A 14,966-nucleotide genomic window follows, 5' to 3' on the forward strand; every position below is an offset into this window, starting at 1 on the left:
CGGCACCCAGAACCTTTATCCCGCCACATGCGTGATCTGCGCCGGCTCAACCGCAGCCACGGTGGCCAGCGGGTGCAGCAGGTAGGTCACGGCCGGGTCGAACACGCGCAGGAACGAATTGGGGTGCACCCCCATCCACACCGTGACGATGGCCAACGGCACCAGCACGGCCAGTTCCTGCCCGGTCAGGTCGCGCAGCAGGGCCACGATGCCGCCCCGATCCGCGCCAAACAGCACGCGGCGGTAGAGCACCAGCATATAGACCGCCCCCAAAATCATGCTCGTGCCGCCAAGGAAGGCCAGCCAGAACGAGACATGCAGCGCGCCGACCATGACAAGGAATTCACCCACGAAGGCCCCCGTGCCCGGCAGGCCGATATTGGCCATGACAAACAGCATGGCCAGCGTGGCCAGCACCGGCATCTTGTGGGCGACACCTGAGAATGCGCTGATCTCGCGCGTTTCCGCCCGCCACGACACGGCGGAGACACAGAAGAACAGCGCCGCGATGACGATGCCATGCGACAGCATCTGGAAAATCGCGCCATCAATCCCCTCGGGTGTCAGCGTGAACAGCCCGATGGCGATCACCCCCATATGCGAGAACGAGGAATACGCGATCACGCGCTTCATGTCGGTCTGCGCCAGCGCGATGATGGCGGCATAGATCACCGCAATCACGCCCAGCGTCAGCACCACGGGGGCGAACAGCCGCGCCGCATCGGGGAACATCATCACGCCAAAGCGCAGCAACCCGTATGCCCCCGCCTTTGACAGCACGCCAGATAGCATGACCGAGGCCGGGGTCGGTGCCTCCGTGTAGGCATCGGGCAGCCATGCATGCAGCGGGAAAAGCGGCAGCTTGACGCCAAAGGCGATGATGAAGCCCGCCAGCAGCCAGCACTGCATGCCGTGGCCAAAGCCATGATGCTGCAGGGCTACGATGTCGGTGGTGCCGGTGGCGTTCCACATGGCCAGCAGTGCGAGCAGCATGAACAGCGAGCCGCCAAAGGTGAACAGGAAGAACTGTAGCGAAGCCCAGACCCGGCGCGGGCCGCCCCACACGCCTATCATGAGGCTGGCGGGCAGCAGTGTTGCTTCATAGAACACATAGAACAGCACCAGATCGAGCGCCGAGAACAGGCCAATCAGCGTGGTTTCCAGCACCAGCATGGCCACCATGTAGTCGCGCACCCGCCCCGTGACCTGCCGCCACCCGCCAATGATGGCCAGCGGCGTAAGGAAGGCGGAAAGCAGCACGAACATGAGGCTGATGCCATCAACCCCCACATGGTAGGACATGCCCGCGCCACTGGCCCAGCCCACCTGCTGCTCGAACTGGATGCCGGGCCTTGCGGGGTTGAACTGCGCCCACATGACAACAGCCAGCACGAACACGATGCCGCTGGTCCACAGCGCCACCCAGCGCGCGGCGGTCTCGATGTTCTGGGCCGTGCCGCGCGTGAGCAGGATGGCCGCAGCGCCCGCAAGGGGCAGATACGTAACTAGGGAGAGCAGGATCGGATGCACATTCGGTCTCACATCATCCATGAATGATGCGCTGACCCTAGGAGGGTTGAATGGAGAGAATCCAGCCACGCCCCGCTCACATTATGCCGAGCAACCCCGGCATGCCGCTAGCCGCCCCCCCCTGCCCACGTGTTTGCAGGCCCCGTTGCGCGACCTAGCGACGGCCGAACATCCGCTCAAGATCGGCCTTTTCCAGCTTCAGCCAGGTCGGACGACCATGCGAGCATGTGCCCGCGCGCGGGGTGCGTTCCATGTCGCGCAGCAGGGCGTTCATTTCCTCGTGTGTAAGCCTGCGGCCCGCCCGCACGCTGCCGTGGCAGGCCATGCGGGCAATGATCGCATCCATGCGGCTGTCCAGCGCATCGGCCTGCGCAGGGGTGGAAAGCTCGTCCGCCTCCAGTTCCTCGGCCAGGTCGCGCAGCATGGAAGCCGGGTTTTCCTTGCCCAGCAGCGCGGGCAGGGCGCGCACCAGCACCGCCGTGCCGCCAAAGGGTTCGATCTCGATGCCCAGCCGGGCCAGCGCGGGCGCGAAAGGCAGCAGCACGTCCACCTGCCGGGCTGGCAGGTCCACCACCTCGGGCAGCAGGAGACGCTGGGCGCGGATCTCGCCGTCCAGATACTGCGCGCGCAGGATTTCATGCGTCAGGCGCTCATGGGCGGCATGCTGGTCCACCAGCACCAGCGCGCCATCCGCCGTCTGTGACAGGATATAGGTGCCCAGCACCTGCGCCACCGCAGCACCCAGCGGATGCGCCATGGCGGCAGCGGTGTCCGTATGCGCCAGCACGGCTTCGGGCACCGCCTTGCGGGCGGCGGGCAGGGCTGCAAGCGGCAGCGACGACTCGGCAAAGCCAGGGGGCAGGCCATGATCGGCCTGCGGGGCTGGCGCCAGTGGCGCTGCCATGCGGGTGGACAGGCCTGCCGCGTCATTCCCACGCTCGGGCGGGTACCAGATGCGGGCGGCTGACGGCCCGCGCGACTGGAGGAGGTCGGGCCGCACGCCCGCAATACCCGCCCCGGTGCCAAGAACCCGCCCCAGCGTGCCAATGACCAGCGCGCGCACCGCAGCCGAGTCGGCATAGCGCAGCTCGGTCTTGGCGGGGTGTACGTTCACATCCACCTGCTCGGGCGGAATTTCGAGCGACAGCGCCACCACCGCATGTCGCCCGTGCTCCATCACGTTGCGATAGGCCACGCGCACGGCGGTGCGCAGCACGGGATCGACCACCGGCCGCCCGTTGACCAGCAGCATCTGCCCGTTGGCCGTGGCCCGGTGCACCGAGGGCGCGCAGATATAGCCACTCAGCTTCAGGTCGCCGCGCTGGCCTTCAACCAATAGCAGCCCATCGGCCTGCCCCGCCTCAAGAATGGCCGCAACACGCGCAGCCCGGTCCTGCGCGGGCAGGTCAAGAACCACGCGCTGGTCAAATTCCAGCCGGAACGCCACATGCGGGGCAGACAGCGCCAGCCTGCGCACCACGTTCTCGGCATGGCTGGATTCAACACGCGGGCTCTTGAGGAACTTGCGCCGTGCGGGCGTGGCAAAGAACAGGTCTTCCACCAGCACGCGGGTGCCCGCAGGCCCGGCACAGGGTTCAGGCTGGCCCACAGCCCCCCCTTCCACGCAGATCGACCATGCCGAATCCGCGCCATGCCGCCGCGACATGACCGTCAGCCGTGCCGCAGCCCCGATGGAGGGCAACGCCTCGCCCCTGAAACCAAGGGTGGAAATCCGCACCAGCGTCTCGTCACGCAGTTTGGAGGTACAGTGCCGCTCGACAGCCAGGCACAAATCATCGGGCGACATGCCGCAGCCGTCATCAGTCACTTCGATGCGGTCGATCCCGCCCCGGTCGAGGCGGATGCCGATGCGTTTCGCCCCCGAATCCAGCGCGTTTTCCACCAGTTCCTTCAGGGCCGCGGCCGGGCGTTCAATCACCTCGCCCGCGGCAATGCGATTGACCACCTGCTCTGACAGGCGACGGATAACCGGCAGTTCAGGCGTGGAAGACGTGTTCATGCGGATAAACCGGGGGTTGTGGAATACGCGGATGCCGCGCCCATGCGGGCCAGCCCGCTGGAGGCAGCCATAAAAGCCCGTCCAGCACACATCCCCCAATCATAAGGACGTTGCTGGTGGATCCATTTTAGAAAAACTTCAGCGGATGTCGCTTTTTTGGAAAAAAACGGCACGCGAAAATTTTTATCGTTTCCTGTCAGCGCGTTATTACAGGAAATGTCTTATTTGGTCGGGCCGCTGACGGTGGGCGTTGCCCCCTGGGTCAGGTTGCGGCCAAGGGCCGAATCCTCACGCAGGCGGGCGTTTTCCGCCTTGCCATTGACCAGGTTCCCTGCCCCGCCGCCATGCCAGAACATCAGCTTGTCCACAAAGCTGGTGTCAGCCCGGCCCATCTCGCCCTTGTCGGGCTCGTTCGCGGCTTCCTGTGCCTGACCCACAAGGGCGGTCTGCCCCACGCTGCCCGTGCCATCAGCCCCCTGCAGCGCCACGTTGGGCGAGAGGGTTTCAAGCGCCTGCATGCGCGGATTGGTGTCCTGCGCGCGCTGGACCGCATTGCTGTTGGGCGCACCGAGTTCATCCGATGGCGGCATGGACAGGGGCGCGCGGGTGGTGACGGTGTATTCGTCGGGCAGGCTGCGCTCGAGCCCGAACGCGCGCGACACATCGGCACCCGTGCACCCCGAGAGCATGAAGCCACTGGAGACAAGCAATGCACATGAAAGGGGTCTGAGAGCTGAAATCGCCATATCTCGCCTATTACCGTGAGTGGAACGCTTCGGCAAGCATGTGCGCGCCGCATCCACTTTAGTTTGCATCGCGATCACGCAGGTTGTCGATGATCAGGATCGCAACGCCACAATCTATCAGCGCATCGGCGATGTTGAACACCGGCCATGACCAGCCATAGGCATGGGCATGGATGAAATCGACCACCGCGCCAAAACGCAGCCTGTCGATGACGTTGCCAATCGCCCCGCCCATGACCATGCCCAGCGCCACCGCCACCCATTGCCGCCGGGTGCGCGCCATCCATACGCCCAGCCCCGCCACGATCAGCAGCGCCGCGAGCGAGAAAATGATGCGGCCGGCAGCCCCCGCGCCCCCCAGCATGCCAAAGGTGATGGCGTGGTTCCACACCATGGTCAGGTTCAGGCCCGGCAGCACCGGCACGCTTTCACGCGCTGGCAGATCGTAGATGTTGAGGATCCAGTATTTGCTGGCCTGATCGGCCACCAGCGCGCCGAGCAGGCAGGCGGCACCCAGAACGCGGTTGTTCATCGCGGCTATGCCTTGCCCTGCACCACATCGACACAACGCAGGCACAGCTCGGGGTGAATGGCGTTCTGCCCCACTTCATCGAGCACCTTCCAGCAGCGCGCGCATTTATGGCCCGTGGCCACGCTGATGGTGGGAATGCCGTGGGGGGTGCCCTCCTGCGCCTCGTCCTCGCCCAGATAGATCGAGCCGCTGCCCGCCACCACCGTCACATCGGCCTGCGAGACAATGCTGAGTTCCGCCCAGTCCACGCCCGCAAACCGCGCCGCTTCCGCCTCCGACAGGGGCAGTTCAAGCGCTGCCTGCAGCGAGGACTTGACCAGCCCGTCGCGCCGCGCGGTCTCGATCTCGGTGGTGATGATGCGACGCACGGCGCGCAGCATGGCCCAGCGCTCGCCCAGTTCGGGGTCGTTCCACCCGGTGGGCAGTTCCGCGAAGGATTGCAGGTGCACGCTCTCGGTATTGCCGGGGCGGGCCAGCCAGGCTTCCTCCGCCGTAAACACCAGCACCGGGGCCAGCCATGCGCACAGGTTGCGGTGCAGGTGGTCGAGCACGGTGCGGGCCGCGCGACGCTTGAGGCTGTGGGGGCCATCGCAGTAGATGGTGTCCTTGCGCACGTCGAAGTAGAAGGCCGAAAGGTCGGCAGCACAGAAGCCGTGCAGCGCGGGGTACACGCCCACCCATTCATGCGTTTCCACCGCGCGGGCCACGAGGCCGCCGAGTTCGGTCATGCGGTGCAGCACCCAGCGCTCAAGCTCGGGCAGTTCACCGTAGGGCACGCGCTCGGCCTCGGTAAAGCCGTCGAGTGCGCCGAGCAGCCAGCGCAGCGTGTTGCGCAGGCGGCGGTAAAGCTCGCCCTGCTGCTTGAGGATTTCCTTGCCGATGCGCAGGTCCTCGTTGGTGTCCGAGTTCATGACCCACAGGCGCAGGATATCGGCGCCAAGGCTGTCATTGACATCCTGCGGCGCAATGACATTGCCCAGCGACTTCGACATCTTGCGGCCCTGCTCATCGAGCACGAAGCCGTTGGTCACCAGCGCCTTGTAGGGGGCTACGCCGCGCGTGCCGACACTTTCGAGCAGCGAGGACTGGAACCAGCCGCGATGCTGGTCCGAGCCTTCAAGATACAGGTCGGCGGGGAAGGGCATGTCGCCATGACCGAGCACGAAGGCATGGGTCGAGCCACTCTCGAACCACACATCCACGATGTCGAACACCTGCTCGTAATCATCGGGGTTGCGGCCTTCGCCAAGGAAGCGCGAGGCGGGCGAACTGTACCACGCATCCGCCCCTTCCGCGCGGAAGGCGGTGACAATGCGCTCCATCACCTCTTTATCGCGCAGCACCTCGCCGGTGCGCTTTTCCACGAACACGGCAATGGGCACGCCCCAAGCGCGCTGGCGGCTGATGCACCAGTCGGGCCGCCCTGCCACCATCGAGGTCAGGCGGTTACGCGCCTGCGCGGGCACGAAGGTCACTTTCTCAAGGGCTGCCAGCGCACGGTCGCGCAGGTGCCCCTCGCCATCCATGCGGATGAACCATTGCGGGGTGGCGCGATAGATGATCGGCGCGCGCGAGCGCCAGGAATGCGGGTAGGAATGCACCAGCACCGCCCGCGCCACCAGCCCGCACGGCGCGGTGCCAGCACTCACGGCACGCTGCATGGCCTCAAGCAGGGCCTGACACACCGGCTCGGCGGCCTTGAACACATGGCCACCGGCAAAGAGCGGCACATAGTCGGCGTAGCGGCCATCATCCATCACCAGTTCGGTGATTTCCAGGCCATGGGCGCGACCAAGGTTGAAGTCGTCCTCGCCATGGGCGGGCGCGGTATGCACGAGGCCGGTGCCCGCCTCGGTGGTGACGTGGTCGCCGGGCAGCAGCGGCACGTCAAAATCGTAGCCCTGCCCGCGCAGCGGATGGGCGCAGATCGCGCCTTCCAGTGCACTGCCCGGCAGGGTGTAAAGAACGTGGTGGGCCGTAACGCCAGCAGCATCGCAGAAGGGCGCGATCAGATCCTCGGCCACCAGCACCTTTGCTTCGGGCTCCAGGGTCGCACTCTCGCTCACGCCATCAACCCGCACCACGGCATAGGTGATGTCGGGGCCGTAAGCGATGGCGCGGTTGGCGGGAATGGTCCACGGCGTGGTGGTCCAGATCACGGCCGCCACGTCTTCGAGCGCCTTCGCGGGCGTCGGGTCGGTCACGAAGGGGAAGGCCACGTGGATGGCGGTGGACTCGTGATCGCGGTATTCGATCTCGGCCTCGGCCAGCGCGGTCTTTTCAACCGGGCTCCACATGACCGGGCGCAGGCCACGATACAGCAGGCCGTTAAGCAGGAACTTGCCGATCTCGCCCGCAATCGCCGCCTCTGACGAAAAATCCATGGTGGCGTAGCGGTTCGCCCACTCCGCCTGCACGCCCAGCCTGCGGAACTCGGCAGCCTGCGTGTCGAGCCATTTCTGGGCATAGGCGCGGCACTCGGCGCGGAACTGCAGCACGGGCACGCTGTCCTTGTCCTGCCCGCGCTTGCGGTATTCCTCCTCGATCTTCCATTCGATCGGCAGGCCGTGGCAGTCCCAGCCCGGCACGTAATGGATGCCGTAGCCCGCCATGCGGTGAGCGCGGTTGATCACGTCCTTGAGGATCTTGTTCAGCGCGTGGCCGATATGCAGGTGGCCGTTGGCGTAGGGCGGACCATCATGGAGCATGAACACGTCACGCCCCCTGGCCTGCTCGAACAGGCGCGCATCGAGCTTTTCGCCGTCCCACCCCGCCAGAATCTCGGGTTCCCGCCGGGGCAGGTTGCCACGCATGGGGAAGGAGGTCGTCGGCAGGAAGACCGTCTCCCGATAGAGATCCTGTGGTTTTGACTCGGACATGGCCTGTTCTGTTCTTCTGGCAGGGGAAAGTTCAGTTGCCCCCCGGGGGCGCAACATCTAGGGGCGCAACCTTATGAGTGCGGCGGCGCGGCGCGGTCAAGCCTTGGCAGGTGGGCCGCCTGTCTGGTGCAGGGCAAGCCAGGCGCTGGCCTGCGCGGAATCACGCGCGATCTGCGCCTTGAGCGCATCAAGCCCGTCAAACCGGCGCTCGGCGCGCAGCAGCGTATGCAGCGCCACCGACAGGGTCTGGCCATACAGGTCGCCATCAAAGCCGAGCAGGTGCACTTCCAGCCGGCTTTCCTGCCCGTCATTGATGGTGGGCCTGCGGCCGATATTGGCAACGCCGGGGCAGACCCGGCCATCGGGCAGGCGCACGCTCACGGCATAGACCCCGCGCGCGGGTTCGAGGTGGCGGCCAAGGGCGATGTTGGCCGTGGGGAAGCCAAGCAGGCGGCCACGCTTGTCGCCATGCTGCACCACGCCGCGAATCGACCATGGGCGCCCGAGTTCCTCCGCCGCGCGCTCGGGGTAGCCATCCTGCAACAGCCTGCGGATGCGGCTTGAGGAATACGGCCCCAGCGAATCGGAAAGCGGCGGCACCACGGTCAGCCCGATGCCCAGCGCCTCGGTCTGCCCGGTCAGGAAATCGACATTGCCCTGCCTGCGGTGGCCAAAGGCGAAATCCATGCCACAGGCGACATGGCGCAGGCCAAGCCCTTCATGCAGCACGCGGGTGACGAAATGCTCGGCGCTCATGGCACTGAATTCCGGGTCAAACCCGATCTGGAACACATGCCTGACCCCAAGGGCGGCAAGGGCTGCAAAGCGCTCCTCGGGCAGGGTCAGGCGAAAGGGCGGGTCCTGCGGGCGGAAGAGTTCGCGCGGGTGCGGCTCGAAAGTCACCACCGCCAGTTCACGCTCGGGGCGGGCGGCATGCAGCGCATGGACCAGATGGGCATGGCCCAGATGCACGCCGTCAAAATTGCCCAGCGCCGCCACGCATCCCCGCGCGCTATCGGGGGTGTGCCGCCAGTCGGTATGCAGCCGCGCCTTCATGCCACCTCCGGGTGCGGCAGGCCGAAACGCTGCGCCACCTCGGCCAGCGAGCCTGCCACCGGGTGCGTGGTGCCGGGCTGCGTACCGTCCTGCGCATGCACGATCTGGCAGGTGCGCAGGCCCGCCTGTGCCGCCGCGTCAAGCTCGGCCACCACATCGGACAGGAACAGCACATCGCCCGCCTGCCAGCGCGCGGCGTCGAGGATGCGGCGATAGCTTTCGGCATCGCGCTTGCCGCCCATCTGCAGGTCGTAAAACCCCACGAACACGCTGCTCAGGTTGCCTTCTGTCGTATGACCATAGATCAGCTTCTGCGCCGCGACCGAGCCGGAGGAATAGACCGCAAGCGACAGCCCCGCCGCCGCCCAGCAGCGCAGGGCGGGCACCACGTCAGGGTAAAGGGTCGCCTTGAGCGCGCCCTCGGCATAGCCCTGCGCCCAGACCATGCCCTGCAATGCCTTGAGCGGCGCCACCTTGGCATCCGCGTCCATCCATGCCTCAAGCTGGCGCAGGGGCGAAACCCCGGGGGCAAGCCGCGCGATTTCCGCGATCTGGGCCTTGACCACGGGGTCATCCGCATGGGTGCGCAGCAGGGCAGGCAGCGCCTTGCGGGCATAGGGGAACAGGGTCGCATGGACGAAGGAAACCGGAATGGTCGTCCCCTCGATATCCAGCAGCACCGCGCGTAATGGCGGCTGCGTGGCCTGGGTCACGGTCTTGTTCTCCTTCGGGTGCGGCTCAGGCTTCCGCGGGGAAGCTGGCTGCGATGTCACTGCCGGTATAGCGCGCGATCCAGCCATCGGGGTTGGTGAAGATGCGCAGCGTTACGAAATCGGGCGTCTCGCCGCCATCAAACCAGTGCGGCGTGCCCGCGGGCACCGAGATCAGGTCGCCCGCCGTGCAGCGCACGTCATAGACGCGGCCGTTTACATGCAGGATGAAATCACCCTGCCCGTGCACGAAAAACCGCACCTCGTCCTCGCCATGCGTATGCTCGGACAGGTATTTGCGCCGCGCCTCCGCCCAGCCCTGTGTTTCCGGCCCCACGCGCAGCACATCGGCGGAACCCGCTCCCGTCTCGCCCATCAACTGGTCGAGATAGGGGCGGTAGGCGGCCAGCACCTCGGCCTCGGGGGCCGGGCGATCGGGGGTGACCGGGCTGTTCCACCGCTCGAAGCGCACGCCGATGGGCGCAAGCTCGGATGCGATGCGGGCGGGGTCGGTCAGGTGAATGATGGGCGTGCCGGGATTGTTGTCGGCATAGACATTGAGGCGGCTCATGGGAGCTTCCTTTTTTCCAGTTCGCAGGCGAGCAGGAACTCAAGCCCTTCGAGCCGCGCAAGGGCCATGTCCATGTCCGCCCCCCACACATACACCCCGTGCCCACGGATGATGTAGCCCGCGCGCATGCCATCAAGATGCGGGGCCACCACGCGCGCGAGGCGGGCGATGTCCTGGTCATTGTCGAATATGGGCACGGTTACGCGGGCGGCATGCGTGTCCTGCCCGGCAAAGACCTTCTGCACCTCGTAGCCTTCAAGCACCAGCGCGTCGCCGCCTGCCATCGACAGCACGGTGGAGGCGACGGAGTGCCCATGCAGCACGGCGCCTGCCGCCGGGTCATGCGCATAGACCTGGCAGTGCAGCAATGTCTCGGCACTTGGCCGGTCGCCCTGGGCAAGCGGGCGCCCCTGCGGATCGACGCAGATCACCCCATCCGGCCCGAGCAGCCCCTTGTGCCCGCCCGAACGCGTGATGGCGAGGTTGCCATCAGGCAGGCGGATACTGATGTTGCCTGCCGTGGCGGGCACCCAGCCAAAACGGTCCATGCGCTGGCCCGCGGCAATGATGCGCTCCACCGCACGGCAATAGGCCCCTGCGGGGAAAACGGCCTGCGTCATGCTTTAGCGCTTTCCACCCGCGTGATCGGAAAGCCGCGTCATTTCACGTTATTGGTGGAAGGCTGCGGCGCTTCGGTAAAGGTTGCGTCCTTTTCCTTGCCCGGCCCCTGGATGTGGCCGGAGGCCACGGGCTCGTGCGGCTCGTCATCGGCCATGTTCTTCTTGAACGACTTGATCCCGCGCGCCATGTCACCCATGAGCGAACTGATCTTGCCGCCGCCGCCGAACAGTACCAGCACCACTGCCAGTACGATCAGCCAATGTCCCCAGCTCAAGCTACCCATCGCATCCCTCGATCCGCGTCCATGACGCAAAATGCCGTGTTGGCCGCCCTCCCGCATGGAAGCGGCCTGCCCTCCCCGCCTATGTGAGGGGAGAGCGCATGATATGCAAGCACCCCTGCCGCACGCCACTCAGCCCCGTGGCAGGATGAACCCATAGGCAGGATAGACGGTTTTGCCCATCGCGTGAATGGGGGACCACCAGACCTTGACCTGCGACCAGTCATTGCGCCCCGATACATCGACCACAGGCTCGCCGTGGCCCACCCGTCCGGGCACCCAGTTGGCCTGGTCCACCACGACCTCACGCGGGCTGCGCACCTGGCGCACGACCGAGACATGCCCGTCAGGCAGGCGGCCCGTGGCCCTGAACACCAGCACCGCCCCCGCATGGGGCACATGCGTGCGGGGGTAATGCCCCTGCGCCTGCCCCCACCATGAGGCCGCATCGCCACGCAACTGCACATGGGTCACCTGCCGCGCATAGGGCGCGCACTGCACCGCGCCGTGCCAGCCCTGCCCGCTGCCCCCCGCACAGGCCGCGAGCGACAGGAGCGACAGCCCCGCCGCCCCGCGCGCCAGCACGCGCCTCACGCCATCCTCATACGCATGATCCTGTCCTCCGCCTCGTCACGGTCCATATCCAGCGCCGCGCATGCCGTATCACGCGTGAAGCCCGCGCGCGCCATGGCATCCATCGCGCGGCGGTGGCGCAGGGCCACCTCCGCTTCATCGGCATCGGCCCGCAGGAAAGGCCCAGCCCGGCGCTTGCGGATGAAGACAAGGGCTGCGGCCAGTTCGGTCTCGCGCCCCTCGCCATCGCGCGCGCCCAGCGCTTCCTCCACCGCCACCCCTGCCGTCGCCTCATCCACGCCGCGCGCGCTCAGATGGGCGGCGACCATGCGGCGCGAGCGGCCGGCGCGGGCCAGGGAGCGGGCGCGGAATTCGGCAAAACGGGCATCATCGACCGCGCCCAGCCCCTCCATGTCGGCCACGATGCCCGCAATGCGGGCGCGGGCGGGCTGCACGGCGCGGGCGGCTTCCTCGGCGTCCATCCCGCCATCGACCGCGCGGCGTGCCCAGCGCTCGACATGGCGGGTCAGCACCCGCGTCACCCCCGCCCGCGTGGCCGAGAAGCGGGCCAGGTAGGCAAGTGCCACCGCGCGCAGCGCAGCCCCATCGGGCGCGGGCGGCAGCGGACGGGGTGCGGAACGGGAAGGACGGGCCACCATGATGCGCAGAGTATGCCACAATCAGCCCGCGCGCGCCTATGGCCGTATGGCAGGCATGGCCTCAATGCGGGGTGGAAATGGCGCTGAAGGTTGCATTTCGGCCCATTGCGCCATATTCTTCCGCCTTTCCGGCCCCCCGCGCGGCGAGCGAAGGCCCCGCATGCGGACCGGAAAAAGCAGGGACTGAAAAGATGCCCACCCCGCGCGGTGGGTTATTTTCGTTTCTGGACCATCATTCTTTTTTCTTTGAACTGAAATCACAAGGCCATTCCATGATTTCCGCCCTGATGCCGAATTACAATCGCGCCGACCTCGCTTTCGAGCGTGGCGACGGTGCCTGGCTGTACACGGTGGATGGGCGACGATTCCTCGATTTCGGCTCTGGCATCGCCACCTCCTCGGTCGGGCACAACAACCCGCATCTGGTGCAGGCCATAACGCAGCAGGCGCAGCGCGTCATGCATGTCTCGAACCTGTATCGCGTGCCGCAGGCGGAAAGGCTGGCCGAGCGGCTGGTGGCCAACAGCTTTGCCGATAGCGCCTTCTTCTGCAATTCGGGCGCGGAAGCCAATGAAGGCATGATCAAGATGATCCGCCGCGCGCAGGCCAAGTCCGGCCACCCCGAGCGCACGCGCATCATCTGCTTCAACGGCGCCTTTCACGGGCGCACGCTGGCAACCCTGTCCGCCACCGGCAACGCCAAATACCTCGATGGCTTCGGCCCGCGGGTGGAAGGCTTCGACCACGTGCCGCTCAACAACATGAACGCCGTGCGCGACGCCATCGGCGCCGAGACGGCGGGCATCATGATCGAGCCTGTGCAGGGCGAGAGCGGCATCCATGTGGCCAACCCGCGCTTCATGCGCGAATTGCGGGCGGCGTGCGATGAATACGGCCTGTTCCTGGGCGTGGACGAGGTGCAGTGCGGCATGGGCCGGACCGGCCGCCTGTTCGCCTATGAATGGTCGGACATAACCCCTGACATCCTGTCCACCGCCAAGGGCATTGCGGGCGGCTTCCCCATGGGCGCGGTGCTGACCACCGAGACCATTGCAAAGCACATGACACCGGGCAGCCACGGCACCACCTTTGGCGGCAGCCCACTGGCCTGCGCCGCCGCCAACGCGGTGCTCGACATCATCCTCGCCCCCGGCTTCCTTGAAGGCGTGCAGGCGCGGGCGGCACAGCTTGACGCAGGCTTTGACCACCTGATCGCAACCCATCCGGACATCTTCACCGCCCATCGCGGCATCGGGCTGCTCATTGGCCTCAAATGCAGGCCCGACGTGGCGCTGGTGCAGAACGCGGCCGTGGGCGAAGGCATGCTGTGCGTGACGGCGGGCGACAACGTGCTGCGCCTCCTCCCCCCCCTGACCGTGACCGAGGCCGACTGTGCTGCGGCCCTGTCCATGCTGGACCGGGCGGCTGCGTGCGTGCGCGCCCACATCGCGGCCACCAATGCGGAGAATGTGGCATGAACGCGCTACGCACCCCCACCCATGTCACGCCCCGCCATTTCCTTGACCTCAAGGAAATTGACGCCGCAACGCTGCGCGCCATCCTCGACGTGGCCACCGGCATCAAGCGCATGCAGGACCACCGGGCACGCCCCCTGCACCCCGCCCTGCCGCTGCGTGGCCGCGCGCTGGGGCTGATGCTCTCCAAGCCCTCCACGCGCACGCGCGTGTCGTTTGAAGTGGGCATGCAGCAGCTTGGCGGCAACGTGGTGCTGCTTGCGCCATCTGACATGCAGCTCGGGCGTGGCGAGAGCATTGCCGATACCGCCCGCGTGCTCTCGCGCTTTGTCGATGCCATCGTGCTGCGTACCGGCAGGACCGAGAACCTGCGCGAGCTGGCACGGTGGAGCAGCGTGCCGGTCATCAATGGCCTGACGCCGGATTCGCACCCCGTGCAGATCATGGCCGACATCATGACATTCGAGGAACATCTTGGCCCGATCAAAGGCCGCACGCTGGCCTGGGTGGGCGATGGCAACAATGTCGCCACCTCCTTCATCGAGGCGGCCGCCCTGTTCGGCTTCAGCCTGCGGCTGGCAACGCCATCCACCCATGCGCCCTCGGTCGCCGCCGTGGCCTGGGCACGCGAACATGGCGCCGACATCACGGTCACGACCGACCCGGTTACGGCGGTAAAAGGCGCGGACGCGATCATTACCGATACCTGGGTCAGCATGTCCGACAAGGCATCCGACCAGCGGGTCAGCGCCTTCGAGCCCTACCGGGTTGATGCGGCGCTGATGGCGCATGCCGCCCCCGATGCCCTTTTCCTGCACTGCCTGCCTGCCCATATCGGGGAGGAAGTGACCGAAGACGTGTTTGAAGGCCCCCGCTCCGTCGTGTTCGATGAGGCGGAGAACCGCCTGCACGCGCAAAAGGGCATTCTGGTCTGGGCGCTGTGTGGCGCGGACTGGCAGCAATATGGAAAGGAACCCAACCCATGACCGGCCCCGCCGAACAGCCCGCCCTGCCCACCGGCACCGAAGAGACACCCGAGGTGCCCGGCTGGGCGGAAAAGAGCGTGCGTGACATTTTCGCGGCGCTACCGGTGCATGACGGGCAGCTTGATACCATCCGCGATGCCTATCTGGACTGCCTTGCCGGCGCGGGCCGCACGCAGGACCTGGACATGGAGCATGACCGCTGCCGCCAGCAGGCCATAAGTGCTGTGGAAAACGCGGGCCTGCTGCCAGCCGCCCGGCTTGAAGACCTTGACCAGCGCCTTGCTGCGCTGGAGGCGGATATTACCGCCAACCTCTGATTTCCCAGCGC

General features: G+C 66.5%; 15 protein-coding genes. 3 read left to right on the forward strand and 12 right to left on the reverse strand.

The window, feature by feature from the left end; all coding sequences use genetic code 11:
- Positions 1-15: 15 nt before the first annotated feature.
- The 12 genes from GXY01S_RS06595 to GXY01S_RS06650 all read right to left on the reverse strand — a co-directional run bounded on the left by GXY01S_RS06595 (position 16) and on the right by GXY01S_RS06650 (position 12,177).
- Complete coding sequence (locus GXY01S_RS06595; RefSeq protein WP_061273350.1) at positions 16-1,551, reverse strand: NADH-quinone oxidoreductase subunit M; 1,536 nt, start codon at positions 1,549-1,551, stop codon at positions 16-18.
- A gap of 133 nt (positions 1,552-1,684) precedes the next feature.
- Positions 1,685-3,550, reverse strand: a complete 1,866-nt coding sequence (mutL, locus tag GXY01S_RS06600) for a DNA mismatch repair endonuclease MutL (protein ID WP_061273455.1) — start codon at positions 3,548-3,550, stop codon at positions 1,685-1,687.
- Positions 3,551-3,771: 221 nt separating this feature from the next.
- Complete coding sequence (locus tag GXY01S_RS06605) at positions 3,772-4,260, reverse strand: DUF3035 domain-containing protein (RefSeq protein WP_061273351.1); 489 nt, start codon at positions 4,258-4,260, stop codon at positions 3,772-3,774.
- Positions 4,261-4,354: 94 nt separating this feature from the next.
- The gene (gene lspA, locus GXY01S_RS06610; protein WP_061273353.1) at positions 4,355-4,828 is read right to left on the reverse strand and encodes a signal peptidase II; all 474 of its coding nucleotides are present in this window, start codon (positions 4,826-4,828) and stop codon (positions 4,355-4,357) included.
- Positions 4,829-4,833: 5 nt separating this feature from the next.
- Positions 4,834-7,707, reverse strand: coding sequence for an isoleucine--tRNA ligase (ileS, locus tag GXY01S_RS06615; protein ID WP_061273355.1), 2,874 nt, complete (start codon positions 7,705-7,707; stop codon positions 4,834-4,836).
- A 96-nt stretch (positions 7,708-7,803) separates the two neighbouring features.
- Positions 7,804-8,763, reverse strand: coding sequence for a bifunctional riboflavin kinase/FAD synthetase (locus GXY01S_RS06620; protein WP_061273357.1), 960 nt, complete (start codon positions 8,761-8,763; stop codon positions 7,804-7,806).
- Positions 8,760-9,476: an acireductone synthase gene (gene mtnC, locus GXY01S_RS06625; protein WP_061273359.1), complete on the reverse strand. Its 717-nt coding sequence runs from the start codon at positions 9,474-9,476 to the stop codon at positions 8,760-8,762. Before mtnC ends, GXY01S_RS06620 begins: the two co-directional genes overlap by 4 nt.
- Positions 9,477-9,501: 25 nt before the next feature.
- On the reverse strand, positions 9,502-10,044 hold the full coding sequence (locus tag GXY01S_RS06630) for a 1,2-dihydroxy-3-keto-5-methylthiopentene dioxygenase (protein WP_061273361.1): 543 nt from the start codon (positions 10,042-10,044) through the stop codon (positions 9,502-9,504).
- Positions 10,041-10,664 carry a methylthioribulose 1-phosphate dehydratase gene (locus GXY01S_RS06635; protein WP_061273363.1) on the reverse strand — a complete coding sequence of 208 codons (624 nt, stop codon included), beginning with the start codon at positions 10,662-10,664 and terminating at the stop codon, positions 10,041-10,043. Before GXY01S_RS06635 ends, GXY01S_RS06630 begins: the two co-directional genes overlap by 4 nt.
- Before the next feature lie 38 nt (positions 10,665-10,702).
- A complete protein-coding gene (locus GXY01S_RS06640; RefSeq protein WP_061273365.1) occupies positions 10,703-10,948 on the reverse strand; it encodes a twin-arginine translocase TatA/TatE family subunit in 246 nt (81 codons plus the stop codon).
- 129 nt (positions 10,949-11,077) lie between these two features.
- Positions 11,078-11,539, reverse strand: coding sequence for a CHAP domain-containing protein (locus GXY01S_RS06645; protein WP_061273367.1), 462 nt, complete (start codon positions 11,537-11,539; stop codon positions 11,078-11,080).
- Positions 11,536-12,177, reverse strand: coding sequence for a regulatory protein RecX (locus GXY01S_RS06650; protein WP_061273457.1), 642 nt, complete (start codon positions 12,175-12,177; stop codon positions 11,536-11,538). Before GXY01S_RS06650 ends, GXY01S_RS06645 begins: the two co-directional genes overlap by 4 nt.
- A gap of 272 nt (positions 12,178-12,449) precedes the next feature.
- Here GXY01S_RS06650 and GXY01S_RS06655 point away from each other — a divergent pair, with 272 nt between their 5' ends.
- Genes GXY01S_RS06655 through GXY01S_RS06665 form a run of 3 tightly spaced genes read left to right on the forward strand, consistent with a single transcriptional unit; the run spans position 12,450 to position 14,955 of the window.
- Positions 12,450-13,655, forward strand: a complete 1,206-nt coding sequence (locus GXY01S_RS06655) for an aspartate aminotransferase family protein (protein WP_061273459.1) — start codon at positions 12,450-12,452, stop codon at positions 13,653-13,655.
- Positions 13,652-14,638: an ornithine carbamoyltransferase gene (gene argF, locus GXY01S_RS06660; RefSeq protein WP_061273370.1), complete on the forward strand. Its 987-nt coding sequence runs from the start codon at positions 13,652-13,654 to the stop codon at positions 14,636-14,638. The genes GXY01S_RS06655 and argF overlap by 4 nt, the downstream gene beginning before the upstream one ends.
- A complete protein-coding gene (locus GXY01S_RS06665; protein WP_061273372.1) occupies positions 14,635-14,955 on the forward strand; it encodes a hypothetical protein in 321 nt (106 codons plus the stop codon). Before argF ends, GXY01S_RS06665 begins: the two co-directional genes overlap by 4 nt.
- The last annotated feature ends 11 nt before the right edge of the window (positions 14,956-14,966 follow it).

The sequence above is a fragment of the Komagataeibacter xylinus NBRC 15237 genome, assembly GCF_001571345.1.
In the GTDB taxonomy this organism is placed as follows: Bacteria; Pseudomonadota; Alphaproteobacteria; order Acetobacterales; family Acetobacteraceae; genus Komagataeibacter; species Komagataeibacter xylinus.

What these genes read in the sequence shown, in the direction of transcription:
- argF (WP_061273370.1), top strand. Translation starts at nt 13,652, where the DNA reads ATGAACGCGCTACGCACCCCCACCCATGTCACGCCCCGCCATTTCCTT.
- GXY01S_RS06665 (WP_061273372.1), top strand. Translation starts at nt 14,635, where the DNA reads ATGACCGGCCCCGCCGAACAGCCCGCCCTGCCCACCGGCACCGAAGAG.
- lspA (WP_061273353.1), bottom strand. Translation starts at nt 4,828, where the DNA reads ATGAACAACCGCGTTCTGGGTGCCGCCTGCCTGCTCGGCGCGCTGGTG.
- GXY01S_RS06635 (WP_061273363.1), bottom strand. Translation starts at nt 10,664, where the DNA reads ATGACGCAGGCCGTTTTCCCCGCAGGGGCCTATTGCCGTGCGGTGGAG.
- GXY01S_RS06655 (WP_061273459.1), top strand. Translation starts at nt 12,450, where the DNA reads ATGATTTCCGCCCTGATGCCGAATTACAATCGCGCCGACCTCGCTTTC.
- ileS (WP_061273355.1), bottom strand. Translation starts at nt 7,707, where the DNA reads ATGTCCGAGTCAAAACCACAGGATCTCTATCGGGAGACGGTCTTCCTG.
- GXY01S_RS06650 (WP_061273457.1), bottom strand. Translation starts at nt 12,177, where the DNA reads ATGGTGGCCCGTCCTTCCCGTTCCGCACCCCGTCCGCTGCCGCCCGCG.
- GXY01S_RS06640 (WP_061273365.1), bottom strand. Translation starts at nt 10,948, where the DNA reads ATGGGTAGCTTGAGCTGGGGACATTGGCTGATCGTACTGGCAGTGGTG.
- GXY01S_RS06620 (WP_061273357.1), bottom strand. Translation starts at nt 8,763, where the DNA reads ATGAAGGCGCGGCTGCATACCGACTGGCGGCACACCCCCGATAGCGCG.
- GXY01S_RS06630 (WP_061273361.1), bottom strand. Translation starts at nt 10,044, where the DNA reads ATGAGCCGCCTCAATGTCTATGCCGACAACAATCCCGGCACGCCCATC.
- GXY01S_RS06595 (WP_061273350.1), bottom strand. Translation starts at nt 1,551, where the DNA reads ATGGATGATGTGAGACCGAATGTGCATCCGATCCTGCTCTCCCTAGTT.
- mutL (WP_061273455.1), bottom strand. Translation starts at nt 3,550, where the DNA reads ATGAACACGTCTTCCACGCCTGAACTGCCGGTTATCCGTCGCCTGTCA.